Here is a 23,551-nt window from a genome sequence, read left to right as displayed (position 1 = left end):
CGGGTGAACCCCAACTGAAAAGGGGGCGGTCTGCGGACCGCCCCCTCTCTTTTTTCATGCGGCCCGCGCGGTCAGCGCCGGCTGCGGATCCGCGCGGTCCCATCGGCCGACAATTCGACGACATAGGGATTGCGCCCGTCGCACACCACGCGCCAGCGCAGATTGCCCGCCCGGTCCTCGACGCGGGTCAATTCGGTCACCTGCTGGCAATCGAGCCGCGCATCGCGGATCGCGCGCAGCATCACGCCCTCCTGCGCACGGGTCGGCAGCGCGACGACTTCCTCCTGGAAATTGGTCAGCACCGCCGCTGCATTGGCCGCTTCCGCATTGGACGTGTCCGCTTCCGGCTGCGCGCCGCCACAACCGGCAACAAGCGCTGCGCCACACAGCATCACGATCAGGGTTCGGGTCATCTCCACCTCCTCCACCGCTCAACGCGGACCGTCATGATTTGGCTGCGACCATCTTCAAAAACAAGCGCGTGGTCCGTTCGACCCGCGCGCGGATCTGCTCGGGCGTCGGCAACGGCTCCAGCCCCAGCTTGATGCCAAGGTCGGATACACCCTGCCACAGCCCGCACAGATCCTGTCCGGCGACCAGCGGATCGTCGACGTCGATCTCTCCGCGCGCCTGCGCCGCCGCCAGCACATCGGCCAGCCGGCCAAAGCACACCGCGGGGCCGGCATCATAAAAACGCTGCGCCAGCTGGGGCAGCTGCGCGATCTCGTTCATCAGGACGCGGTCGATCGCGACATGGTCGGCGCTGAACATGAAGGTCAGCAGCTCGACGCCATAGGCATTGAGCTGCTCTTCCAGCGATCGCTGATCGGATACCGGCGAATCGAACGCCGCCGCCATGCGGTTGCTTTCGACCCGGATCACTTCCTCGAACAACGTCTCCTTGTCGCCGAACCGGCTATAGACCGTGACTTTCGAAACGCCCGCCGCCTGGGCGATCTCCTCGACCGTCGCGGCATGATAGCCGCGTGAGAAAAACGCCTCGCGGGCGGCGTCCACGATTGCTGCATATTTTGCAGGATCGCGGGGCCGGCCCGCACGGCGGCGCGGTCCGCCGGAACAGGTCACGCAATCACCTTCGTTCAGCGCTCATACGCCTTGGGAAGTGCGCCTTCCTTCGGATCGAAATAGCGCCGGCGCAGCTGGTCCTGCCGCGTTTCCAGCGGCTGTTCCACGCCGTCGATGAACACCTTCACCGCCGCGGTTCCGATTTCCAGCGGATCGCCGTCCCACATGACGACATCCCCGCGCCGCCCCGGACGCAGCGAGCCGAACTCGCCCGCCATGCCCAGCGCTTCGGCCGGACCCGAGCTGATCGTGGCAAAGGCGCGCCCCCAGTCGAGGCCGGTTGCGCCCGGCACCTTGGTCAGCGCGATCAGATTGCCGGCATATTGCTTGATCAGCCGCGCCTGGCGTGCCTCGTCATCGTTGATCATGCCGATCGCTACCGAAACGCCGGCAGCCTGCATACGCCCGATATTCGACTGGGTCGCGGCGAGCTGTTCGAACGAAGCGGGCAGGTCGGCGAGCGCGGTGGCGAGCACCGGCACCTTGGCGGCGGCGATCTGCTGCGCCACGGTCCACCCCTCGGTCGCGCCGACCAGCACCAGCTTGAGCGCCGGAACGTCGCGCTTCAGGCCGAGCACGACCAGGATGTCGGACGCGCGCTCGACATGCACCAGCAGCGGCACCTGCCCGGTCACCACCGGAACCAGCGCCTGCGCATCGGCACGCGTCAGCAGCGCGTCCTTGCCGCGATCGGCAAAGCCCGCTGGCGCACGCGCATAGTCGCGCACTTCGAACAGGATGTTGCGCAGCATCGCGATGGCGGCGGGGCGACTGCCACCGGCCCGGCGCCCGCCTTCCTCACCATAGACCATGAACTGGAAGGCGCGCGGCCGGGTCACCGCGTCCATGTCGGCGCCCAGATCGATCACCGCGCCCTGACCGGCAAAGATCGAACCGCGCGCTTCGGGCGCAACCACCGCCCGGGTAATCCCCTCGGCGCGGTTGAGCACGACTGCGCTGGTCTTGGGATTGGCCGCCGGCGCCACATCGATCGCCGCATTGAACGGCGATCCGGCCGCGGCCGAATCGTCGGTCTCGCTCACGCCATCGACCTCGACGATCCCGACCCGGCTGAACCCGGCGAACAGGCCCGGCGTGACCCAGCGTCCACCGGCGTCGACCACCGGGATCCCCGCAGGGACGGCCACACCGGCGCCCGCGGCGACCACGCGGCCGTCACGCACCACTACGGTACCCCCGTCGACCGGGGCCGATCCGTCGCCGATGACGAGCCGGGCATTGGTGACCGCGACCGTCTGTGCGGCGGCGGGAAGTGCGGCGCTCATCGCCGCGGCTGCCAGAAGCATCTTCTTCACTTGACGTCTCCCGATCCGGGCTGGCCAAGCTCGAAGTCGGAAACCGGCCGCAATTTGGGATTGTGCATGTCGAACAGCAATGCGCCGTCGACCCACACTTTTTCGGGGCGCGTATAGACGCTGAACGGATTCCCGTTCCACAGCACGACATCCGCCATCTTGCCCGGTTTCAGGCTGCCGGTAACGGTATCGATGCCCAGCGCCTTGGCCGGCGTGATCGCCGCCCATTTCCACGCGATCTCCTCGGGAATCACGAACCCGGCGCGCTTGGCGGCGGCGCGGACCTTGGCGATTTCCTGGTTGAGCCGCTGGATGCCGTTGGCGTCGTCCGAATGGATCATGCCGCACGCACCCTCGCGCTCGAGGATGGCGAGGTTTTCGGAAACGGCGTCGTACGACTCCATCTTGAACCCCCACCAGTCCGCCCAGACCGCGGCACAGGTGCCATTGGCCTTGAGCAGGTCGGCGATCTTGTACGCCTCGACCGCGTGGTGGAAGGTGCCGACCTTGTAGCCGAACTCCTTGGCCATATCGAGCACGATGGCCATTTCGTCGGCGCGATAGCAATGGTTGTGGACGATGATCTCGCCCGCCAGCACGCCGCGCAGCGTGTCCATCGCCATGTCGCGCGCGGGCGCTTCGCCGCCCTGCGTCTCATAGCGGTCCCACCGCTTCTTGTAGTCCTGCGCACGCGCCCAGGTCTGGCGGTCGACTGCGATATTGCCCATGCGGGTCGACGGCATCCGCCCCTTGCTGCCATAGACGCGCTTGGGGTTCTCGCCGCACGCCATCTTGAGGCCATAGGGAGCGCCGGGGAACTTCATTCCCTGCATCGTGCGCGCATAGACATTCTTCAGCGTCACACCGCGCCCGCCGAACAGGTTCGCCGATCCGGGCAGGATCTGCAGCGTGGTCACGCCACCATTGGCGAGCGCGCGGCTGAAACCGGGATCCTGCGGCCACACGCTATGCTCGGCCCACACTTCGGCGGTGACCGGTCCGGTCGCCTCATTGCCATCGGAATGCGCGGCGACGCCGGGGCTGGGATAATCGCCCAGATGGCTGTGCACGTCGATCACGCCGGGGGTCACATATTTGCCCGCCCCGTCGATCACCGTTGCGCCCTGCGGCGCCGCGATGCTCTGGCCGATCTCGACGATCTTGCCGTCGCGGAACAGGACCGCGCCGCGCTCGATCTTTCCGCCCTCACCATCCAGGATCGTGACATTGGTCAGCAGCGTCGGGACGCCGGGATAGGGCTTGTAGGTCGAGGGATAGGGGTTGTGGTCATACCCCTTGTTCTTGCCCGGCCCCTGCCGCGCCGGAGCTTCGGACGACGCACTCTGGGGCTTGCCCCCCGCAGTTGCACTGCACGCCGCGAGCGTCGCCGCCGCCGCCGTGCCGATGATGATCCGGATCAACGCCTGTTTCTCCCTGTTCCGATGCCGCGCAGTCGAACCGCCGCGCTGTTTGCCGACGTTAGGGATGAAAAGCGTTGCGCGCAATTTGCCGATTTGCTCCAAGAGCATGAAGCAGTTGCGGGGGCGCGGGGAATGACGGCAGGAAGCGCAAGCGCTGCGCGCGACGCAACGGCGGCGCCGACCGCCGCGTCGCCGGCCTTTGGCGATGCTGCCAGCGCCGACGCCGCGCACCGCACGCTGCGCAGCGACGCCAGCATCCAGTTCGATTTCCCGCCATTTTCGCTCGAGCAGCGCAAGCCGCCGCGCTGGCTGGTCGATCTGTTCGAAGCGATCGGGAGCTTCATCCAATGGGTGGGCGGCGGCTGGACCGTGCTGATGTGGGCCGCGCTTGCGCTGGTCGTGCTTGCCATCCTGGTCGCCGCGTTTCCGCCCGCACGCGCCTGGCTCGCCAATCGCCTGGCCCGGCGCGGCACGGACGCGGCACCCAATCCGGGCTGGGCGCCGGCAGCCGCCACCGCGCGTGCGCTGCTGGTCGAGGCCGACCAACTCGCCGCCGCCGGCGACTATGACGCCGCCGTGCGCCTGCTGCTCCACCGCAGCGTGGAGGATATCGAACGCTGGCGCGGTGACCTGCTCCGCCCATCCCTGACCGCGCGCGACATTGGCCGGATCGATCAGCTTCCCGACGGGGCACGCGCGATTTTCGGCCGGATCGTCGCCGATGTCGAACGCAGCCTGTTCGCCGGTCACCCGCTGGGCGCGGCGGACTGGGCCCGCGCCCGCGCCGACTATGCCGGCTTTGCGCTCGGCCGATGACCCCGCCCCCCGCCTCGCCCTTCCGCACCCGGACGATGGTGCTGGTCGTTGCCGCCGGCCTGGTGTTTGCGCTCGGCTATCTGCTGGTCAGCGCCTATGGCGACCGCGTCGACCGCCAGCGCAGCAATGCGCCCGGCCCGGCGACCCGGACCGCCACCGGCTTTTACGGCCTCACCCGGCTCGTCACCCTTGCCGGCGGCAGCGTGGTCGAGACCGGCGATCCGGCGGCGCGGCCCGATCGCGGCATCCTGATCCTCACCCCCAATGCCCGCACCACGCGTGAGGAGATGGAGGCGGCGCTCGCCGACGCCGCCGGGCCCAATGCGCCGGTCCTGATCATCCTGCCCAAATGGTTCACCACGCCCGAACCGCGTCGCCCCTGGCGCGAGCAGCAGGTCGCGCCGCTTCCCGAAGATCGGGTCGCGGCCCTGCTCGCCCCGCTGGTCACAGTCACGGTCGCGCGTGAGGCGCCGGCCCCGCTGGTGTCGCGGACCAGCCTGCCCATCCCCGCCTTCCGCCCGCCGGAATCGACCCAATCGCTTCGCGGCGAGCGTCTCTATCCGCTCATCACCACCGCCACGGGCGGCGCCGTGCTGGCCGAAGTGCCGGGCAAGAACATCTACATCCTGTCCGACCCGGATCTGCTCAACAATCACGGCCTGGCGCATCGCGCCAATGCCCGCGCGGCGCTCGCGCTGCTGGCCGGGCTCGATCCGGCGGCGCCCGGCACGATCCTGTTCGACACGATGCTCCCCTATGGCAGCGGCGGCCGCAGCGTGCTGCAACTCGCCTTCGAACCGCCCTTTGCCGGGGTGACGATCGCGCTCGCGCTCGCCGCGCTGCTGGCGGGCGTGGCGTCGCTGGTCCGCTTCGGCCCGGTCCGCCGCGAACAGCGCGCGGTTCCGTTCGGCAAGGCCGCGTTGATCGAGAATATCGTCAGCCTCGCCCGCCGCGCGGGTCGCGTGAAGGACGGCGGCACCGCCTATGCCGATGCGATGCGCGACTGGGCGGCGCGCCGGCTCGCGCTGCCCCGCACGCTGCAGGGTGAGGCGCTCGATGCGCATCTCGATTCGCTCGCTACCACCGCATCCTACGCCGCCGCGACCGACCGGGTGCGCGGCGCCACCACCGAAACCGACCTGCTTCACGCCGCTCAGGCGCTCGACGATTGGCGAAAGGAATTGAAGGCATGACACTCGACGACGTCCGCAACCTCGGTGCGGCGATCGATGCCGAAGTGGCCAAGGCAGTGGTGGGACAGGCGCAGGCGACGCGGCTGCTGACCATCGCGCTGCTGTCGGGCGGTCACGTCCTGCTCGAAGGCGCACCGGGCACCGCCAAGACGTTGCTGGCGCAAAGCTTCGCGCGCACGCTCGGCCTCGATTTCGGGCGAATCCAGTTCACGCCCGATCTGATGCCGGGCGACATCGTCGGCGCCAGCCTGTTCAACTTCCAGACCTCGTCGTTCGAATTGCGGCGCGGCCCGGTGTTCACCCAGCTGTTGCTGGCGGACGAGATCAATCGCACGCCGCCCAAGACCCAGGCCGCGCTGCTCGAAGCGATGCAGGAGCGCGCCGTCACGATCGACGGGACCACCGAAAAACTCTCCGACCGCTTCACCGTGATCGCCACCCAGAACCCGATCGAGCAACAGGGCGTCTACCCGCTGCCCGAGGCACAGCTCGACCGCTTCCTGTTCAAGCTCGCGATCCTCTATCCCGATGCCGCCGCCGAACGCGCGATCGTCGCGCAATATGGCACCCGCACCGGCTCGCCGCGCCCGGAAGACAGTGGCGTCACGCAGGTCACCACCGCGCCGGGGCTGACCGCCGCGTGCGATGCGGTGCTCGGGGTCAGGCTGGCGGATGAGATCGTCGCCTATGTCGTCGACCTGATCCGCGCCACCCGCGATCATGCCGATCTTGCCCATGGCGCCTCGCCGCGCGCGGCATCCGCGCTCGCCGCCGCCGCCCGTGCCGCCGCCGCGCTCGACGGGCGTGACTATGTCATCCCCGACGATGTCAAGCTGCTCGCCCAGCCGCTGCTGCGGCACCGTGTGGTGCTTTCGCCCGCCGCCGAGATCGACGGGCGCAGCGCCGACGCGATCGTCGCCCAGCTGATCGACCGGGTCGAGGCACCCCGTTGATCGTTCCCAGCCAGCGTGCGGTAGCGCTCGTCGTCGCGGCAGCGCCGGCGGCGTTGCTGCTCGGCGTCCTGCGCCCCGATGGCTGGCTGCTCGCGGTGGCGTGGGCGGGCGGCATCACGCTGCTCGTCCTGCTCGACGGCCTGTTCGCGCCGGCAATCCGCGCCAGCGATCTTCAGGTCGTCGCCCCCGGGACGGTCGAGGTCGGCGCGCCCGTCACCCTCGCCGGGGCGACGCCGGGCCTTGCCTATGCCGTCGATGTCTCGCCGCCGCTCGATCCGCTCGCTGACCCGCACAGCCGCGCCCCGTCCCTGCGCTTCGCCGCACAGCGCCGTGGACAGGCGCGCGTCTCGCGCGTCTGGGCGCGCACCCGCGGACCGCTCGGCCTCGCCTATCGTCAGGGGAGCGCGGCGCTCGACATCGTCATCCGCATCCTGCCCGATCTGCGCCCGGTGCGCGAACAGGGGCTGCGCCAGTTCCTGCGCAGCCGCCAGTTCGGCGCGCGCATCCGCCCCGACAGCGGCGACGGGACCGAATTTCACGCGCTGACCGACTTTCAGAGCGGCATGGAGCGCCGCGCCATCGACTGGAAAAGCTCGGCGCGCAACTTGGCGCTGCTGGCGCGCGAATATCGCACCGAACGCGACAACATGATCGTCTTCGCGGTCGATTGCGGGCGCACGATGTGCGAACCGGTGGCCGGCACGCCGCGCGTCGACCGCGCAGTGTCGGCGGCGTTGCTCGCTGCCTTTGTCGCGCTCAAATCGGGCGATTCCGTCCGCCTGTTCGGCTTTGCCGGCCGTCCGCTCGCCGATTCGGGCAGCATGACCGGCGGGCATGGCTTTGCCACGCTGCAACGCACCGCGGCGGAGCTCGATTACGGCGCCCAGGAAAGCAATTTCACGCTGTCGCTGGTCGCGCTGGATCAGCGGCTTCAGCGCCGCAGCCTGATCATCCTGTTCAGCGAGTTCACCGACCCGACCAGTGCCGAACTGATGCTCGCATCGGCGGCGCGGTTGCGCGCGCGGCACCGGCTGCTGTTCGTGCTGTTCCGCGACCTCGAGCTTGAGGCGCTGCTCGATGCACGCCCGGTCACCGCCGACGACGTGACCCGCGCCACCGTCGCGCACACGCTGTTGCGCGAACGCCGGATCGTGATCGAGCGGCTCAAACGTCTCGGCATCGACGTGGTCGAGGCCAGCCCCGACGACCTGCCCCTGGCGCTGGCCGAGCGCTATATCCACGAGCGCGAACGCCCATGACCATCCCCGTTTTCGGTGTCAGCCAGTTTCGGGCCGAACGCGAAGCTGATTGGCAGCAGCTGGAAGCGCTGCTCGATCGGGTCGAGCGCAAATCGCCGCGCCGGCTCAGCAGCGCGGATCTGGTCGCGCTGCCGCGCCTCTATCGCTCGACCCTCTCATCGCTCTCGATCGCGCGCGAAACCTCGCTCGATGGGTCGATGATCGCCTATCTCGAGAGCCTGTCGACCCGCGCCTATTTCATCCTTTACGGCGTGCGCGAGCCGGCATGGCGCCAGATTGCCGGCTTTTTCGCGCATGGCTGGCCGGCGGCGGTGCGCGGCATCGTGCCCGAAGCGCTGATCATCGCCGCCCTGTTCCTGGGCAGCGCGCTCGCCGGCTATTTCCTCGTGCTGGCCGATCCCGGCTGGTTCAACGCAATCGTGCCGGGTGAGCTGGCCAATGGCCGGAACATGCAGGCGAGCACCGAAACCCTGCGCCAGTCAATCTACGGCGCACCCGAAAAGGGCGGGCTTGAGGTATTCGCGACCGCGCTCTTCACCCATAACAGCCAGGTGTCGATCCTTGCCTTCGCGCTGGGCTTTGCGTTCGGAATCCCGACCTTGCTGCTGATTGCCAGCAACGGGATCCTGATCGGCGCCTTCTACACCGCGTTCATCTCCAAGGGGCTTGGCGTCGGCTTCACCGGCTGGCTGATGATCCACGGCTCGACCGAACTCAGCGCGATCATCCTCGCCGGTGCCGCTGGCCTGCATATCGGGCGCGCGGTGGCGTTTCCGGGCGCGCGCAGCCGTCTGGCAGCGGCTGGCGAGGCCGGGCGTCGCGGCGCGCTGGTGATGATCGGGGTGGTGCTGATGCTGCTCGTTGCCGGCTTGCTGGAGGGGTTCGCCCGTCAGCTGATCACCGACGACATCGCGCGCTTCGCCATTGCCGCTGGCATGTTTGCGCTGTGGCTGGTCTATTTCAGCTTTGTCGGCCGGCGCGCGCATGGCTGAGCGCAGCACCCGCCTGACCCGGCAGCTGGTGACTCCGGAAGGGGCAACGCTGCACCTTCAGCTCGCCCCGGCGGGCGCGCGCGCGGCGGCGTTCCTGATCGATGCTGCGATCATGTTCGCGCTGCTGATCATCCTCACCATCGCCGCGATCGGGCTGCTGACCCAGTCGCAGGCGAGCAATGTCGCCCAGATCCTGTGGCTGCTCGGCTTCTTCCTGCTGCGCAATTTCTATTTCACCCTGTTCGAAAGCGGCACCCGTGCCGCCACCCCGGGCAAGCGCGCGCTGAAGCTCCGCGTGGTCGCGCGGGACGGTGCGCGGCTGACCGGCGGCGCGATCCTCGCGCGCAACCTGATGCGCGAGATCGAGATTTTTCTCCCCACCCTGTTCCTGCTCTCGGCCCGGTCCGACGGGTTCAGCAATCGCTGGCTGGCGCTGTTCGGGCTGGGCTGGACCGCGTTGTTCCTGTTCTTCCCGCTGTTCAACCGCGATCGGCTCCGTGCCGGCGACCTGCTTGCCGGCACCTGGGTGGTGGAAAATGAGCGTCCCCGGATTGCGCCGGACCTGCTCGCCCAGACCGCGGTCGATCAGGTCGAACGCTTCGCCTTCGCGCCCGAAGAGCTCGATGCCTATGGCCAGATGGAAATTCAGCGGCTCGCCGACATCCTTCAGCGCGACGATCCTGACACGATCACCACCGTGGCCGGCGTGATCCGGCGCAAGCTCGGGCGGCGCGACGATCAGGCCAGCCTTGCCGGCGATCGCGCGTTTCTTCAGGCCTATTATGCCGCCGCGCGCCGCCATCTCGAGCGCCGGCTGTTGTTCGGGAAGCGAAAGCGCGACAAGTTCGATTCAGCGGGTTAGGAAAGCGCATGACCGACACCAAGTCCGACATTCCAGGCGTCATCGCGCCGCCGCCGCTGATCTATCTCGGCTTTCTGCTGGCCGGCATCGCACTCGAATTTCTGGTGGTCCGCACCCAGGGGCTCGATATGCCCGGATCGCTGCGCTGGACCGTGGTGCCGCTGTTCGTCCTTGCCGGGGGCGGGCTGATCGCCGCGGCGCTACTGCGCTTCCGCGCTGCCGGCACGCCGGCCCCGCCGTGGCAGCCGGCCACCGCGTTCGTGGCTCAGGGTGTCTATCGCTGGACGCGCAACCCCATGTATCTCGGCATGGCGCTGGCCTATATCGGGCTGGCGGTCGCGGCGAACGCGCCGGCGGCGCTATGGCTGCTGGTACCGCTGATCATGACCATCCATTACGGCGTCATCGTGCGCGAGGAGCGTTACATGGCGCACCGCTTCGGCACCGCCTATCTCAACTATTTCCACCGCGTTCCGCGCTGGCTCTAGCGTCAGCCCTCGCGCTTGCCGAAGAAATGCTCGACGATGTGCTCGGCGATGCGCGCCGGGCGCAGCGTCGTCGCATCGACACAGCACCAGCGCGACTTGACCTCGGCCAGCACATCGTCGCCGCGCCGGATCACCGTTTCATAAAATGCGCTGACCCCGTGCACCTTTTCGAGCAGCACGGTCGCGACCACCTCGTCGTTCAGGAAAGCGGGCTTGCGATAGGTGATCTCGTGCTTGAGCGCGACCCACAAATGCTTGGCGACTTCCTCGGCCGGCGCCAGCTTTTCCCAATGGCTCAGCACCGCCGCCTGCACCCATTTGAGATAGCTGGCGTTGTTGACATGTCCCATGAAGTCGATGTCGGCAGGATCGACCGGGATCGGAACTTCAAACGGAATGGCTGCACGGGTCATAGGTTCACCTTAACGTAAACCGCGCCCGAATGCGAGGGGGCACGATGCAGCACGCAACGATTTCGTACGCCCCATTGATCCCGCTTTCGAATTCACGGTATGCCCATGTCAAACATCATAAGGAGGATGCATTGAGCGACACGATCCCGGCCCAGGCCAAGCAGATGTTCTCGACCGTTACCGACGATGGCGGCCTCGAACTCACCCTGCGCGACGTGCCGGTTCCGCAGCCGGTCGGGGACGAAGTGCTGATCCGGGTGGAGGCAACGCCGATCAATCCGTCCGACCTGGCCGTGATGCTCAGCGTCGCCGACTCCAACGCCTTCACCACGCTCGGCTATGGCGCGCGCGCGGAAATCCCGGAGGCACTGCGCCGCCACGTCGCCGTGCGCGCGGGCAAGCCGCTGCCGATCGGCAATGAAGGTGCCGGCACGGTTGTCGCTGCCGGAGACGATCCCGCCGCACAGGCGCTGATCGGCAAGACCGTCGCGGCGGCCGGGGGCGGCTTCTATACGCAGTATCGCCTGCTCCGCGCGCGCGACTGCCTCGTCTTTCCCGACGGAATCGCCGCTGAGGAAGCCGCCTCCTCCTTCGTCAACCCGATGACCGCGCTCGGCATGGTCGGGACGATGCGGCGCGAAGGGTATAAGGGGCTGGTCCACACCGCCGCCGCCTCGAACCTCGGCCAGATGCTGGTCAAGCTGACCCTGTCCGAAGGCGTGCCGCTGGTGAACATCGTGCGCAGCGACGCGCAGGCCCAGCTGCTCCGCAGCCTCGGCGCAACCCATGTCGTCGACAGCAGCGCGCCCGACTTCATGGCGCAACTGACCGAAGCGATTGCCGAAACCCAGGCATTCCTGGCCTTCGACGCGATCGGCGGCGGCAAGCTCGCCGGACAGATCCTGACTGCGATGGAGGCGGCGGCGGTCCGCACCAACCCGGCGAACGGCCCCTATGGCTCCTCGACGATGAAGCAGGTCTATATCTATGGCGGCCTCAGCACCGCGCCGACCGAGCTGAATCGCGGATTCGGTATGATCTGGGGCGTCGGCGGCTGGCTGCTCACCCCGTATCTCATGAAGGCGGGGATGGAGGAAGTGATGCGGATGCGCGCGAAGGTCGCTGCCGAGATTCGCACGACCTTCGCCAGCAGCTACAGCAACCGCATCAGCCTGGAGGATGCGGTCCAACCCGGCTGCATCGCCGCCTACAACCGGCGCGCGACGGGCGAGAAATATCTGATCCTCCCGCAACTTTGAGCGCGCTCCGGGAAACCATGTGTTCCCTTTTCGTGATTTGAACTCGACGGGGGCGTCGCGCATTGTCGTGGCGCCCCCGAACCATTTCCGGAGATCAATCCATGCGCCTCATTGCCGCCACCCTGATCGCAGCAACCGCACTCGCCACCCCGCTGATCGCCCAGCAGATGCCGGGCTCGAAGGACAAGGCCGCCATCACCGGCGGCGCCTATACCGTCGATGCCAACCACACGCTGGTGAAGTGGGAGGTCAATCATTTCGGCTTCTCGCCGCTCTGGGGCCTGTTCGGTCAGGTCACCGGCACGATGCAGCTCGACCCGAAGAACCCCGCCGCGTCCAAGGTCGACGTGACCATCCCCGTGTCGAAGATGGTGACGGGCGTGCCCGGCTTCACCGCGCATCTGCTGCGCGACGGCAAGGACGGCGGCAAGCCGGACTTTTTCGGCTCGGCGCCCGCTGACGCCCGGTTTGTCTCGACAAGCGTAATGGTCGATGCGAGCGGCGAAGCAGCCAAAGTTTCCGGCAACCTCACCCTCAACGGCGTGACCAAGCCGGTGACGCTCGACGTCGATTTCTACGGCGCGGGCAAGGCGCCGGCGCAGATGGGCGGCAAGGAAAATGTCGGGTTCGAGGCCGAGGCGACGATCAAGCGCAGCGACTTCGGCCTCGGCTATGCCGTGCCGCTGGTCAGCGACGAGGTCGAACTGACCATCGCCGCCGCGTTCCAGAAGTAAGGCCTCGGGCCAGAAGGAACCGCTCAGGCCGCGCGCCGGATCTTCGCAAAGCCCTCAAAGGTGGCGCGGACATTCGGCGACGCGGTCTCGAGCCGCTGGGCGATCAGCGCGATCAGCGCGTCGCTTTCCAGTCCGGGGGTGCGATGCGCCATCGCCCAGTCGCCGAATTCGCGCGCGTCGATCGTGCGGCGCGACAGCACCACCACCGCGCGGTGCCGGCTGTCGGCGCCGATCCGCGCAAAGGCGCGCTCGACTGCCGCTTCCGGCCCTTCCAGCACCTGCAGAAAGCGCCGGTCATCGGCATAGAGCAAGCCGGTGATCGAATCGCGGCGATTGTTGGCGCGCGACACCGTCAGGATCTGAGCAATGTCCTCGGGAGCGCAGGCGCCGGTGCTGATATACATGATCTGAAGCATTGAAGTCCTGTCAGGCCCCCGCCCGTCACAACCATAGCCAACCCATTGTTTATAGAATGCTACCAGCCCGGCCGGGCGTATCGTAAAATGCCGGTCTGGACATTTGTTGCGTTGTGCGGCTATGCGCGCAGCATAATGTTGCTGAACCGCAGCCTTCTCCTGCTTCGACTTACCCGCCCTTAGGGCGTGGATCGGTGCGGCTGTCCGCCGCGCACACGGCCTAAGGGCAATTTCACCCCGCCTGACCCGTTTTCCGAAGCGAGATGATTCATGTTGCGCGACCCCAGCGTCAAATACCGCCCCTTCCCCCAGGTCAACCTGCCTGACCGCCAATGGCCGTCCCGCACGATTACCCGCGCACCGCGCTGGCTTTCGACCGATCTGCGCGACGGCAATCAGGCGCTGATCGACCCGATGGACGCGGAAAAGAAGACGCGTTTCTTCGACCTGATCTGCCGCGTCGGGATCAAGGAGATCGAGGTCGGATTCCCCAGCGCGGGCGCGACCGAATTCGACTTCATCTCCGGCCTGGTCCGCGACGGCCGCATCCCCGACGACGTGACGGTGCAGGTGCTGACACAGGCGCGCCGCGACCTGATCGAGACCAGCTTCGAAAGCCTGCGCGGCGCGAAACAGGCGATCGTTCATGTCTACAACGCGGTCAGCCCGGCCTGGCGGCGCATCGTGTTCGGCATGGAGCGCGATCAGGTCAAGGCCATCGCCACCGACGCCGCCCGCATGCTGCGCGACGGCGCAGCTGCCCAGCCCGATACCGACTGGCAGTTCGAATATTCCCCCGAAACCTTCTCGACCGCCGAGCTGGATTTCTCGATCGAGGTGTGCGCCGCGGTGATGGACGTGCTCCGGCCCACCCCCGGACGCCCTCTGATCCTCAATCTGCCCGCGACGGTCGAGGCGGCGACGCCGAACATCTATGCCGACCAGATCGAATATTTCTGCCGCCACATCCCCAATCGCGACAGCGTGGTGATCTCGCTCCACACCCACAACGACCGCGGCACCGGCGTCGCGGCCGCCGAGCTCGGCCTGATGGCGGGTGCCGATCGCGTCGAGGGCTGCCTGCTCGGCAATGGTGAGCGCACCGGCAATTGCGACCTGGTGACCGTGGCGATGAACATGTATACGCAAGGCGTCGATCCCGGCCTCACCTTCGACGACATCGACGAGGTTGTGAAAACCGTCGAATATTGCACCAACATCCCGGTGCATCCGCGCACGCCCTATGCCGGCGACCTCGTCTTCACCGCCTTCTCCGGTAGCCATCAGGACGCGATCAAAAAGGGCTTCGCCGCGCAGGACGCGCGCAACGACGATTTCTGGGAAGTCCCCTATCTCCCGATCGACCCCGCCGATCTCGGCCGCAGCTATGAAGCCGTGATCCGCGTCAATTCGCAATCGGGCAAGGGCGGCGTCGCCTGGGTGCTCGAACAGGACAAGGGGCTGAAGTTGCCCAAGCGGCTCCAGGCCGATTTCAGCCGCCATGTTCAACGCATGGCCGACGAAACCAGTCGCGAACTCAACGCGCAGGATATCTGGGCGACCTTCCAGACCGCCTACCGCCTCGCCACGCCGCAACGCTTCACGCTCGGCGCCTATGACGAAACCCGCGCATCCAATGGCGAACGCATCTTCGCCGGATCGGTCGAAGTGGACGGCGTGTCCAGATCGGTCAGCGGGCGCGGCAACGGCCTGATCTCCAGCGTCGTCGCCGCGATCCGCGACGGGTTCGGCGTCGATCTCGACATCGCCGACTATGCCGAGCATGCGATCGGCCACGGCTCGACCGCCCAGGCCGCGGCCTATGTCGAATGCCGCACCGCCGACGGCCAGACCGTCTGGGGTGTCGGCATCGACGAAGACGTCGCCACCGCCAGCGTCCGCGCGGTACTCAGCGCCGCGAGTGCGCTGGCCTGACTCAAAACAAACCGCTCATGCTGAGCTTGTCGAAGCACTGTTTTTCAACCGTCAATGGAAGAACAGCCCTTCGACAAGCTCAGGGTGAGCGGTAAGGAACCGCAATGACCCGCTCCCCGCTTGCCCCCGCCGCCTTCCCCACCCTCCCCGCCATCCCCGGCGTCACCCTCCGCGTCGCCCGCGCGCGCTACAAGCAATGGGACCGCTGCGACCTGACCTTCGTCACGCTGGACGAGGGCACGGCGGTCGCGGGCGTCACCACCACCAGCAAATGCCCCTCGCCCGAAGTCGAATGGTGCCGCGACGCGCTCCCGCTCGGCAAAGCCCGCGCGCTGGTGGTCAATGCCGGCAACAGCAACGCCTTCACCGGCAATCGCGGGCGCGCGGCGGTCGAGGCGATTGCGGCGCGCGTCGCCGGGCATCTCGGCTGCCAGCCATCGGACGTTTTCGTCTCCTCGACCGGCGTGATCGGCGTCCCCCTCCCGATCGACAAGGCCGAAGCCGGCCTCGACGCCGCCTTCACCGCCGAACCGTGCGGCTGGGAGGATGCCGCCAACACCATCGGCACCACCGACACCTTTGCCAAGGGCGCAGCGACCTCCGCGATCATCGACGGCAAACGCGTCAACCTGGTCGGAATCATCAAGGGCAGCGGCATGATCGCCCCCGACATGGCCACCATGCTCGGCTATATCTTCACCGACGCTGCCGTCGATCCCGCCTTCCTCCAGCGCGCTTTGTCCGACGCCAATCGCAAGAGCTTCTCCTGCATCACCGTCGACAGCGACACCTCGACCAGCGACACCGTCCTCGCCTTCGCCACCCGCGCGGCGGGCAATGCGTCACTCACCGATGACGACAGCGACGGCGCCGCCGCCTTCCGCGCCGCGCTCGCCGACCTGTGCCTCCAACTGGCGCATCTCGTCGTCCGCGATGGCGAGGGCGCGTCGAAATTCATCCGCATCGATGTCGAAGGCGCCGAAAGCGACGCCAGCGCCCACCGCATCGCGCTCAGCATCGCCAACTCGCCGCTGGTGAAGACCGCCATCGCGGGCGAGGACGCGAACTGGGGCCGCATCGTCATGGCCGTCGGCAAGGCCGGCGAACCCGCCGACCGCGACAAGCTCGCCATCACCTTCGGCGGCGTCCAGGTCGCGTCAGGCGGCCTCGCGGTCGAAGGCTATGACGAAACCCCCGTCGCCGCGCATCTCAAGGGCCAGGACATCGAAATCGGCGTCGATCTGGGCCTTGGCGACGGGCGCGCCAGCGTATGGACCTGCGACCTGACCCACGGCTACATCTCGATCAACGCGGACTATCGCAGCTGAGGTTCGCTTGCTATCGGCCCTCCTGCGCGGCTCATCGCGCGTCAGCGACAGGAGGCCATCATGGCACGCATCGACACCTTCGCCGACTCCCCCTGCTTTCGAGCGTAGCTCAAAGCGGCGGCGGGGCTATCCCTCCGAAACGCATGTGAAGCGCGGCCTGCGCTTCGTCCATGGCGATGTGGAGCTGATCGAAAAACTCGGTCGGAACGACCCGTGCCCGTGCGGTTCGGGGAACAGATTTCAAACGCTGCTGCATGCATTCGGGCCGGTTTCGACGGCGCGGAGCGGCATGATTATTGGCGCGATTAGATAGCAGACGGGGGCCGGAAATCCCGGCCCCCGCATATTTTACACCACGCTCTCGATCCACGCCTTCAGCTTCGACTTGGTATTGATGTCGGCGATCCCCACCTGCTGCGCGATCTTCTGTCCGTCCTTGTACACGAACAGCGTCGGGATGCTGCGGATGCCAAGGCTGCCCGGCGTATCGGGATTTTCCTCGATATTCAGCTTGGTGATGGTGACCTTGTCGGCCAGCTCCTCGGCCAGTTCCTCAAGGCTCGGCCCGATCATCTTGCACGGCGCGCACCACTCCGCCCAGAAATCGACCAGCACGGGCTTGTCGGACTGCAGCACGTCGGTTGCAAAGCTCTCGTCGGTAACGGCCTTGGCCATGTCTCAATTCTCCTCTGTGTTGCCGCCTAACTAGGGTCGGCAGCCGCACGTCTCAAGCGTCGCGTGGCAAGCTTTGTTCGCTCGCCCCGAAGCCCGGCTTGTGCGCCTCGACCAGCTCGGCCGGCAGTTCGAACAGCACCGGCCCCGCCGTGTAGAGCAGCCCCGCGACCACCTCGCGCCCCGGAAAGATCACCTCCAGCGCCGCAACATAGGCCGCCATCTGCCGGACATGATAGGGCGGCACATCGCCGAGCGCCCCCGGCGCGCGCCGCCCGGTCTTGAAATCCACCACCAGCACGCGGCTATCGGTCACCAGCAGCCGGTCGGCGGTCCCCGACACGACATGCCCGCCAGCGACCACCGCCGCCACCGGTGCCTCGGCCAGCGCCTCCGGCCCGAACAGGTCGGCAAAGCGCGACTCGGCCAGCACGCCCAGCGCCGCACGCGCCAGCTCCGCCCGCTCGCCCGCATCCTCCACGCCGCCCGCGCCCGCCAGCCAGCGCTCCGCCACCTCCGCCCGCCGCTCGGCCGCAACCACCGGCAGCCGCTCCAGCAAGGCATGGATCAACCGCCCGCGCTCCGCCGCCGCACGCAGCGCCGCAGCCGGCGGCGGATCGGCCACCAGATCCTCACCCAGCGACGACGGCGCCAGCGGCCGCGGCGGCCGCGCCTCGACCGGCGCCGCCCGCCGCGCCCAATCGGGCACCGCCCCCGCCGCCTCGCCCACGTCCGCAACGACCGCCTTGCGCGGCACCGCACGGGTCGGCGCCAGCCCGGTAAAGCTTCGCTCCCCCTCGCCCGCCTCGACACCCAGCGCGTCCAGCCCAGCCGCCGCCGCCGTATACCAGCTCAATTCCGGCGGCTCGCCCTTCGCCTTCGGACCCAGCGCCCCCGCGATCACCAGCCGCTCCTCCGCCCGCGTCGCCGCAACGTAGAACAGCCGCCAATGCTCCTCCAGCTCGCGCGCTTCCGCCGCACTCACCGCCGCATCGACCGGCCCGCCGCGCTCGGCCTTGCCCGGACGGAACACGGGGAGCTTGAACCCCTCGCCCTCCGGCTCCCAGTCAACAAAATCCCCGCGATTTCCCGCCACCGGATCCGCTGTCGCATCGGCCAGGATCACCAACGGCGCCTGCAACCCCTTCGCGCCATGCGCGGTCATCACCCGCACCGCCGCCTGCGGTTGCGCGGCATCGCGCACGATCTCGACATCGCCGCGGTCGAACCAGTCGAGGAAGCGCTGCAGCGTCGGCGTCGCCACCCCCTCGAACCCCAAGGCCGCCGTCAGCAACTCCTCGATCGGATCGAGCGCCTCGGCCCCCAGCCGATGGAGCAGCTTGCGCCGCCCATCCATCGGCCCGGTCAGGATCGCCTCCAGAAACCGGTGCGGCGTCATGAAGTCAGCGCGCGCGAGCAGCCCGAACAGCGGCTCCAGCCGCTCCGGCGTCTGCGTCGCGCGCAAATGCCGCCACAGGCTCCCGCGCTCGCGCATCGCCGCGACCATCAGCTCGTCCTGGCTCCACCCGATCAGCGGCGACACCAGCAGCGCCGCCAGCGACAGGTCATCGTCCGGCTGCAACGCAAACCGCACCGCCGCGAGCAGATCCTGCACGGCAAGCGGCGCATTCAGCCGCAGCCGGTCGACCCCCGCCACCGGCACCCCCTCGGCATAGAGTCGCGCGACGATCAGCCCCGCCAGCTCGCCGCGCCGCCGCACCAGGATCATCACATCCTCGGGCCGCAGCACGCGCCCCTTGCTCTCCAGAACAAGCGTGCCGATCCAGCCCTTGATCTGCCGCGCGATCCGGTTGGCCAGTTCGCGCGTCGCGTCGTCGATCCAGCCTTCCTCATCTTCCGGGTCCCCGCCCGTCACCACCGGCGGCCACAGGGTCACATTCCCCGGCCCCTCGACCCGGCTGGCATGCGGCTCGGGCTCGGCAAATGCCCCCATTCCCGGCGGCGGCAATGCCCCGATCGCCGCATCGACGAACTCCAGCACCGGCGCGGTCGATCGGAAGCTGTGCACCAGCGACAGCGTATCCAGCGCCCCCGCCGCGCGCGTATCGAAATGCTGCTGCGCCGCGCGGAAATTGACCGGGTCGGTCCCCTGAAAGCCAAAAATCGCCTGTTTGTAATCGCCAACCGCAAAGATCGTGCGCACCTCCTCGCCATGCGCGCCCTCGCCGGCAAAGAATTCGTCCGCCAGCGCGCGCACGATCCGCCACTGCGCGACATTGGTATCCTGCGCCTCGTCGATCAGGACATGGCTGGTCGCCTGATCCAGCTTGTAGCGGATCCAGTCGCCCATGCCGGGCTGTTCGAGCAGCGCCACCGCCTTGCCGATCAGATCGTCGAAATCGACCGCCCCCGCGCGCCGCTTCGCCGTAATATAGGTCGCGGCATATTCGCGCCCGGCCTCAAGCCCCTGCGCCAGGCAATCGACATAGCCCGCCCGCGCGACCATCCCCTGCACCGCGACGCACGCCTCGCCGAGTGCGATCAGCATCGCCTCATACTGCGGGTCGATTCCCGCAAGCTTGGCCGAAACCTTGCGCGGCTCGTCCTTCCCGGTCAGCGCCAGCTTGCGCAGTTCCGCGAGCCCCGCCACGCGCGCCGCCGGGTCCGCCGCGATCCACGCCCGCGCCACCCCGGCATCGCGCATGCCCGTCGCGGTCCCCCACGCCTCATTGGCATCGGCAATCCGCGCCAGCCCGTCGACATCGAACGCATCGTCGCTGCACCATTCCGCCGCAGCCGCCGCGACATCCCCCGAAGGCAGCCCAAACGCCCGCCGCAGCCAGGGCTGGATCCCGCTCGGCAGCGCCGCCATCGCCTCGGGCGCCCGCGCGCAGGCGCTCAGAAACGCCTCGGCCTTGCCCTCGCCCAGCCGCAGGCTCAGCGCCCCGACCGCGTCGATCACCCATCCGCGCCCCTCGCGCTCGGCGGTCACCAGCATCTCCGCCAGCGCCTCGCGCGCCAGCGCCGATTCCTCGCGCGCCTCCAACGGCCGGAACCCCGGCGTCAGCCCCGCCTCAACCGGGAACCCCGACAGTAGGGTCTGGCAGAAACTGTGGATCGTCTGGATGCGCAGACCCCCGCCCGGCGCATCCAGCACCTTGGCGAACAATGTTCGCGCCAGCGCAATCTGCGCCTCGTCCGCCGGCTCGCCCAGCGCTTCCAGATCCGCGAACACCTCCGTCCGCTTCGCCCGCACCCAATAGGCCAGCCGCCCGCTGACCCGCGCCGCCATCTCCGCCGCGCCCGCCTTGGTGAAGGTCAGGCACAGGATCGCGCCGGGATCGACTCCGCGCAGCAACAGGCGGAACACGCGCGCCGCCAGCACCTGCGTCTTCCCCGTCCCCGCGCTCGCCGACAGCCACACGCTCGCCTCGGGCTGCGACGCCGCCCCCTGGCTCCCCGCCAGCGGAGGCAATGCAGAGATTTTAGCGCCGCTCACGGCCATACCATTCGTCCCGGCGCATCAGCTGGTCATAGTCGGAATAGGGCGCATATTCGGGATGCAGCTTGGCCGTAAACGCCTCGCCCCCGGTCAGATATCGCCCCGCCGTATCGGCGAACTTCTCCGCCGCATTCGGCACGAATTCCTCGGGCTTCATCCGCCCATATTTCTCCGCCGGATCGACCGGCGTCGCGACATAGCCGAACTCGCCGTTGCGCCGCGCCAGCGACCAATATTCGAAACAGCTCGCCCGCCCCGAAATCCCGGCAAACCCGCCGCGCTCGGCGATCAGGCCCAGCAGCCCAAGCTGCAAGCTATAGCCCGCGCGCACCGCCTTGGTGCTCGGTGGCTGGCCGGTCTTGTAATCGACAATGCCGATCGTCCCGTCGCCCATCGCATCGATCCGGTCGAACTTGCCGGTCAGCCGCACCCCGGCAATGTCGATTCCGCCCTCCTGCTCCACCGCCAGGATGCGCCGCGCCGGATGCGCCGCCGTCTCGCGCACGATCCAGCGCACCGCCTCGATCAACCGTGGCTGCCACAGCGCGCGCATCATCGGGTGCGCCGCGCGCAGCATCTCCAGCACGCGCGGCTCTAGCGCGTCGGGGTCACAGCCATCGTGCCGCGCCCATTGCTCCAGCGCATCATGCACCGCCGTCCCGCGCCACGCCGCGCTCGGATCGGCATCGACCGGATCGAGCGGGCGCAGTCGCAACATGCGCTTGGCGTAAAAGGCATAAGGGTCGGCTTTCAAGCGATCGACATCGGTGACCGGAATCGATCTCGGCCGGATCGCCACCGGCGGACACGGCTCGGGCCGCGTCACCGGTTCATGCACTCCCGGCACATCGATCGCGCGCGCCCAGGCCTCCAGCTCGCTCGCCCGCTCCAGCCCGCCCGACAGCGCCTCCAGCCGCAGCCAGAAGCGCGACGCAATGGTCGGCGCCCCCGCATCGCGCTTCGCCCGCGTCAGCAGCACCTCGCGCGCACCCAGTCCCTGCGCCAGATCATGCGCGGCGAGGCCAATCCGCCGCTCCAGCCCCGGCAGTCCCAGCTCGCTGCGGATGCGCGGCGCGAGCCACGGGTCCGGCGCGGGCAGCCCCGGCCACACCCCCTCATTCAACCCGCCCAGCACCAGCAGGTCGGCGGCATGCAACCGCGCCTCGATCACGCCCAGGATCGCAAGACGCGGATGCCCGCCCTGTGGCGGCCGCACCGCCACCTCGTCCATCAATGTCCGCAGCAAGGCGGGCAAGCTCGCCGGGGCGATCAGCGCTGGACCATGCACCGCCTCGCGCTCCAGATCGTCGAGCAACGCCGCCGCCGCGCGGCCATCGACGCCCGCCCAGATCCGCTCGCCACACAGCCGCTCAGCAGCTTCGCGCAACTGCGCCAGCAGCGTCGCAGGCGGCACCATCTCCGCCGCAAACGCCGCCTCGATCGGCTCCAGCAACGCCGCAATCTCCGCCCATGCATCGATCGCCCGCGCACGAACCCGTGCATCATAACCCTCTGGATCGGCCAGATGCGCCGTCACCCCCGCCAATCCCGCAGGCGGCCGTGGCCCACGCAATGCCAGATCGAGCGACCGGACCTGCTCCAGCCACCCGATCCGCGCCTCGCCCGCACGTACCAGCGGATGCTTGAGCAGCGCCAGCAACGCCATCGGCGCAAACCCCTGCGCCGCCGCCTCGGCCAGCGCCAGCAACAACGTCCCCGGCGGCAGGATCGCCAGCGCCGACCCGGCGGAATCGTCGATCGCGATGCCCCAGCGCGCGCAATGCGCCGCGACCCGCTTGGCGAGCGCGCGGTCCGGCGTCACCAGCGCCGCCGTCCGCCCCGGCTCCTCCAGCGCCTGCCGCAGCGCCAGCGCAATCCCCTGCGCCTCTTCCGCCGGGGTCGCGACTTCCAGCGCGCGCACCCCCGCCAGACGGCGCTCGCCCGCGGGCAAATCACTCCACAGGGTCGTGCGCTCGGCGGGCATCATCGCGCTCGCAATCGCCTTGCTCCGCGCGGGCGGCGCGTCGAGCTCGGTCGCGACGCGCCACGTTTCGAACTCGCCGCGCTGAACGCCCATCCGGTCGATCAACAGCTTCAGATGGAATTGCGGATGCGTTTCCAGGCTGCGCTTGCGCCGCCCGCTTACCGGGTCAGCCGGGAACGCCCCCAGCATCGCCCATTCCTCGTCCGCCATCGCCAGATCGACGCCAGGCAGCACGACCTGCCCCTGCGGCAGCGCCGCAACCACGCGCAGCAGCCGCGCAATCGCGGGCGCGCTCGTGGTGATCCCCGCGGCGCAGACAAAGCGCTCGGGCGGGTCGGCCTTCCAGCGCCGGGCAACCCGGTCGAGCAAACGATTGCGCCGCTCGGCGAGGTCGATCCGGCCAAGCTTCTCAAGTTCTTGCGGCCATTTCTCCAGAACAATTTCGAACAGGTCGAGCGCGCGCTGCCAATGCACCGTCAGGTGATCGAGCAGCACCACGTCGCGCAGCGCGCTCGGCGCGATCTCCTCGACCAGCATCTGGTCGAGCGTCCGCCCCAGATCGCCCGCCAGCCGCACCGCCTCCGCCGCATCCACGCTGCGGTCATGCGCTTCGATCAGCCGCGCCAGGATCATCCGCCGCTGCAACGGATCGACTGCGGGCGGGATCGGCGCGTCATCGTCCGCCGGATCGAGGAACGGCCCCGCCGCCTCGTCCAGCTCCGGATCGCCGATCGCCACCATCCGCGGCAGCAACAACCCGCCGCCGCTCGCGCGCACAAACGCATCGGTGATCGTCCGCTTGGCCCGATTGGTCGGCACCAGCACCACGCCGCGCGCCAGCCGCAACGGATCGCCGCCGTGCCGCCGGATCAACCCCTGCGCGAGAGCATCGGCAAAGGCGCGATGCGGCGGGATGGTGAAGAGGTTGAGGCGGGTGGTCATGGGTTGGGCAACCTAGCGC

Annotated in this window: 21 protein-coding genes; 12 read left to right on the top strand and 9 right to left on the bottom strand. The window is 68.4% G+C overall.

Annotation, left to right across the window (positions count from 1 at the left end; genetic code table 11):
- Positions 1 to 71: 71 nt before the first annotated feature.
- From J2Y54_RS00760 to J2Y54_RS00745, 4 genes are all read right to left on the bottom strand, one after another.
- A complete protein-coding gene (locus J2Y54_RS00760) occupies positions 72 to 413 on the bottom strand; it encodes a hypothetical protein (RefSeq protein WP_310036138.1) in 342 nt (113 codons plus the stop codon).
- Between the two features lie 31 nt (positions 414 to 444).
- Positions 445 to 1,017, bottom strand: a complete 573-nt coding sequence (locus tag J2Y54_RS00755; protein WP_310036136.1) for a TetR/AcrR family transcriptional regulator — start codon at positions 1,015 to 1,017, stop codon at positions 445 to 447.
- Between the two features lie 83 nt (positions 1,018 to 1,100).
- Complete coding sequence (locus J2Y54_RS00750) at positions 1,101 to 2,402, bottom strand: amidohydrolase family protein (protein WP_310036134.1); 1,302 nt, start codon at positions 2,400 to 2,402, stop codon at positions 1,101 to 1,103.
- Positions 2,399 to 3,820 (bottom strand): amidohydrolase, encoded by a 1,422-nt coding sequence (locus tag J2Y54_RS00745; RefSeq protein ID WP_405052889.1) that lies wholly within the window; start codon positions 3,818 to 3,820, stop codon positions 2,399 to 2,401. The genes J2Y54_RS00750 and J2Y54_RS00745 overlap by 4 nt, the downstream gene beginning before the upstream one ends.
- A 135-nt stretch (positions 3,821 to 3,955) precedes the next feature.
- Between J2Y54_RS00745 and J2Y54_RS00740 the strand changes: the two genes are divergently transcribed.
- Genes J2Y54_RS00740 through J2Y54_RS00710 form a run of 7 tightly spaced genes read left to right on the top strand, consistent with a single transcriptional unit; the run spans position 3,956 to position 10,386 of the window.
- Positions 3,956 to 4,639, top strand: coding sequence for a hypothetical protein (locus J2Y54_RS00740; protein WP_310036131.1), 684 nt, complete (start codon positions 3,956 to 3,958; stop codon positions 4,637 to 4,639).
- Positions 4,636 to 5,832 carry a DUF4350 domain-containing protein gene (locus J2Y54_RS00735; RefSeq protein WP_310036130.1) on the top strand — a complete coding sequence of 399 codons (1,197 nt, stop codon included), beginning with the start codon at positions 4,636 to 4,638 and terminating at the stop codon, positions 5,830 to 5,832. The genes J2Y54_RS00740 and J2Y54_RS00735 overlap by 4 nt, the downstream gene beginning before the upstream one ends.
- The gene (locus J2Y54_RS00730; RefSeq protein ID WP_310036129.1) at positions 5,829 to 6,785 is read left to right on the top strand and encodes a MoxR family ATPase; all 957 of its coding nucleotides are present in this window, start codon (positions 5,829 to 5,831) and stop codon (positions 6,783 to 6,785) included. Before J2Y54_RS00735 ends, J2Y54_RS00730 begins: the two co-directional genes overlap by 4 nt.
- Positions 6,782 to 8,044 (top strand): DUF58 domain-containing protein, encoded by a 1,263-nt coding sequence (locus J2Y54_RS00725; RefSeq protein WP_310036127.1) that lies wholly within the window; start codon positions 6,782 to 6,784, stop codon positions 8,042 to 8,044. The genes J2Y54_RS00730 and J2Y54_RS00725 overlap by 4 nt, the downstream gene beginning before the upstream one ends.
- On the top strand, positions 8,041 to 9,036 hold the full coding sequence (locus J2Y54_RS00720) for a stage II sporulation protein M (protein ID WP_310036126.1): 996 nt from the start codon (positions 8,041 to 8,043) through the stop codon (positions 9,034 to 9,036). Before J2Y54_RS00725 ends, J2Y54_RS00720 begins: the two co-directional genes overlap by 4 nt.
- Positions 9,029 to 9,898, top strand: a complete 870-nt coding sequence (locus J2Y54_RS00715; protein ID WP_310036125.1) for an RDD family protein — start codon at positions 9,029 to 9,031, stop codon at positions 9,896 to 9,898. The genes J2Y54_RS00720 and J2Y54_RS00715 overlap by 8 nt, the downstream gene beginning before the upstream one ends.
- A gap of 8 nt (positions 9,899 to 9,906) precedes the next feature.
- A complete protein-coding gene (locus J2Y54_RS00710) occupies positions 9,907 to 10,386 on the top strand; it encodes an isoprenylcysteine carboxylmethyltransferase family protein (RefSeq protein WP_310036123.1) in 480 nt (159 codons plus the stop codon).
- 2 nt (positions 10,387 to 10,388) lie between these two features.
- Here J2Y54_RS00710 and J2Y54_RS00705 read toward each other — a convergent pair whose 3' ends face one another.
- Positions 10,389 to 10,799, bottom strand: a complete 411-nt coding sequence (locus J2Y54_RS00705) for a thioesterase family protein (protein WP_310036120.1) — start codon at positions 10,797 to 10,799, stop codon at positions 10,389 to 10,391.
- Positions 10,800 to 10,930: 131 nt separating this feature from the next.
- Here J2Y54_RS00705 and J2Y54_RS00700 point away from each other — a divergent pair, with 131 nt between their 5' ends.
- Positions 10,931 to 12,058 carry a zinc-binding dehydrogenase gene (locus J2Y54_RS00700; protein ID WP_310036118.1) on the top strand — a complete coding sequence of 376 codons (1,128 nt, stop codon included), beginning with the start codon at positions 10,931 to 10,933 and terminating at the stop codon, positions 12,056 to 12,058.
- A gap of 101 nt (positions 12,059 to 12,159) precedes the next feature.
- A complete protein-coding gene (locus tag J2Y54_RS00695) occupies positions 12,160 to 12,792 on the top strand; it encodes a YceI family protein (protein ID WP_310036115.1) in 633 nt (210 codons plus the stop codon).
- Between the two features lie 23 nt (positions 12,793 to 12,815).
- On the opposite strand, the gene J2Y54_RS00690 is transcribed toward J2Y54_RS00695, so the two are convergent.
- Positions 12,816 to 13,208, bottom strand: a complete 393-nt coding sequence (locus J2Y54_RS00690) for a BLUF domain-containing protein (protein WP_310036113.1) — start codon at positions 13,206 to 13,208, stop codon at positions 12,816 to 12,818.
- A 270-nt stretch (positions 13,209 to 13,478) separates the two neighbouring features.
- Here J2Y54_RS00690 and leuA point away from each other — a divergent pair, with 270 nt between their 5' ends.
- From leuA to J2Y54_RS16135, 3 genes are all read left to right on the top strand, one after another.
- Positions 13,479 to 15,143: a 2-isopropylmalate synthase gene (gene leuA, locus J2Y54_RS00685; protein WP_310036112.1), complete on the top strand. Its 1,665-nt coding sequence runs from the start codon at positions 13,479 to 13,481 to the stop codon at positions 15,141 to 15,143.
- A gap of 104 nt (positions 15,144 to 15,247) precedes the next feature.
- On the top strand, positions 15,248 to 16,471 hold the full coding sequence (gene argJ, locus J2Y54_RS00680) for a bifunctional glutamate N-acetyltransferase/amino-acid acetyltransferase ArgJ (protein WP_310036109.1): 1,224 nt from the start codon (positions 15,248 to 15,250) through the stop codon (positions 16,469 to 16,471).
- A 145-nt stretch (positions 16,472 to 16,616) separates the two neighbouring features.
- A complete protein-coding gene (locus J2Y54_RS16135; RefSeq protein WP_405052855.1) occupies positions 16,617 to 16,784 on the top strand; it encodes an SEC-C metal-binding domain-containing protein in 168 nt (55 codons plus the stop codon).
- Positions 16,785 to 16,819: 35 nt separating this feature from the next.
- On the opposite strand, the gene trxA is transcribed toward J2Y54_RS16135, so the two are convergent.
- Genes trxA through addB form a run of 3 tightly spaced genes read right to left on the bottom strand, consistent with a single transcriptional unit; the run spans position 16,820 to position 23,532 of the window.
- The gene (gene trxA, locus J2Y54_RS00675; protein ID WP_310036108.1) at positions 16,820 to 17,146 is read right to left on the bottom strand and encodes a thioredoxin; all 327 of its coding nucleotides are present in this window, start codon (positions 17,144 to 17,146) and stop codon (positions 16,820 to 16,822) included.
- A gap of 52 nt (positions 17,147 to 17,198) precedes the next feature.
- On the bottom strand, positions 17,199 to 20,609 hold the full coding sequence (gene addA / locus J2Y54_RS00670; protein ID WP_310036106.1) for a double-strand break repair helicase AddA: 3,411 nt from the start codon (positions 20,607 to 20,609) through the stop codon (positions 17,199 to 17,201).
- Positions 20,590 to 23,532 (bottom strand): double-strand break repair protein AddB, encoded by a 2,943-nt coding sequence (addB, locus tag J2Y54_RS00665; protein WP_310036105.1) that lies wholly within the window; start codon positions 23,530 to 23,532, stop codon positions 20,590 to 20,592. The genes addA and addB overlap by 20 nt, the downstream gene beginning before the upstream one ends.
- Positions 23,533 to 23,551 lie beyond the last annotated feature (19 nt).

The organism is Sphingomonas sp. BE123, from assembly GCF_031456015.1.
Lineage (GTDB): Bacteria > Pseudomonadota > Alphaproteobacteria > Sphingomonadales > Sphingomonadaceae > Sphingomonas.
Note: the sequence above shows the minus strand (reverse complement) of the source record. Positions and strands in the feature narration are given on the sequence as shown.

Coding starts and splice junctions, on each gene's coding strand:
- J2Y54_RS00760 (WP_310036138.1), bottom strand. CDS start 413: ATGACCCGAACCCTGATCGTGATGCTGTGTGGCGCAGCGCTTGTTGCC.
- J2Y54_RS00740 (WP_310036131.1), top strand. CDS start 3,956: ATGACGGCAGGAAGCGCAAGCGCTGCGCGCGACGCAACGGCGGCGCCG.
- J2Y54_RS00735 (WP_310036130.1), top strand. CDS start 4,636: ATGACCCCGCCCCCCGCCTCGCCCTTCCGCACCCGGACGATGGTGCTG.
- J2Y54_RS00730 (WP_310036129.1), top strand. CDS start 5,829: ATGACACTCGACGACGTCCGCAACCTCGGTGCGGCGATCGATGCCGAA.
- J2Y54_RS00720 (WP_310036126.1), top strand. CDS start 8,041: ATGACCATCCCCGTTTTCGGTGTCAGCCAGTTTCGGGCCGAACGCGAA.
- J2Y54_RS00715 (WP_310036125.1), top strand. CDS start 9,029: ATGGCTGAGCGCAGCACCCGCCTGACCCGGCAGCTGGTGACTCCGGAA.
- J2Y54_RS00710 (WP_310036123.1), top strand. CDS start 9,907: ATGACCGACACCAAGTCCGACATTCCAGGCGTCATCGCGCCGCCGCCG.
- J2Y54_RS00705 (WP_310036120.1), bottom strand. CDS start 10,799: ATGACCCGTGCAGCCATTCCGTTTGAAGTTCCGATCCCGGTCGATCCT.
- J2Y54_RS00695 (WP_310036115.1), top strand. CDS start 12,160: ATGCGCCTCATTGCCGCCACCCTGATCGCAGCAACCGCACTCGCCACC.
- J2Y54_RS00690 (WP_310036113.1), bottom strand. CDS start 13,208: ATGCTTCAGATCATGTATATCAGCACCGGCGCCTGCGCTCCCGAGGAC.
- leuA (WP_310036112.1), top strand. CDS start 13,479: ATGTTGCGCGACCCCAGCGTCAAATACCGCCCCTTCCCCCAGGTCAAC.
- argJ (WP_310036109.1), top strand. CDS start 15,248: ATGACCCGCTCCCCGCTTGCCCCCGCCGCCTTCCCCACCCTCCCCGCC.
- trxA (WP_310036108.1), bottom strand. CDS start 17,146: ATGGCCAAGGCCGTTACCGACGAGAGCTTTGCAACCGACGTGCTGCAG.
- addA (WP_310036106.1), bottom strand. CDS start 20,609: ATGGCCGTGAGCGGCGCTAAAATCTCTGCATTGCCTCCGCTGGCGGGG.
- addB (WP_310036105.1), bottom strand. CDS start 23,532: ATGACCACCCGCCTCAACCTCTTCACCATCCCGCCGCATCGCGCCTTT.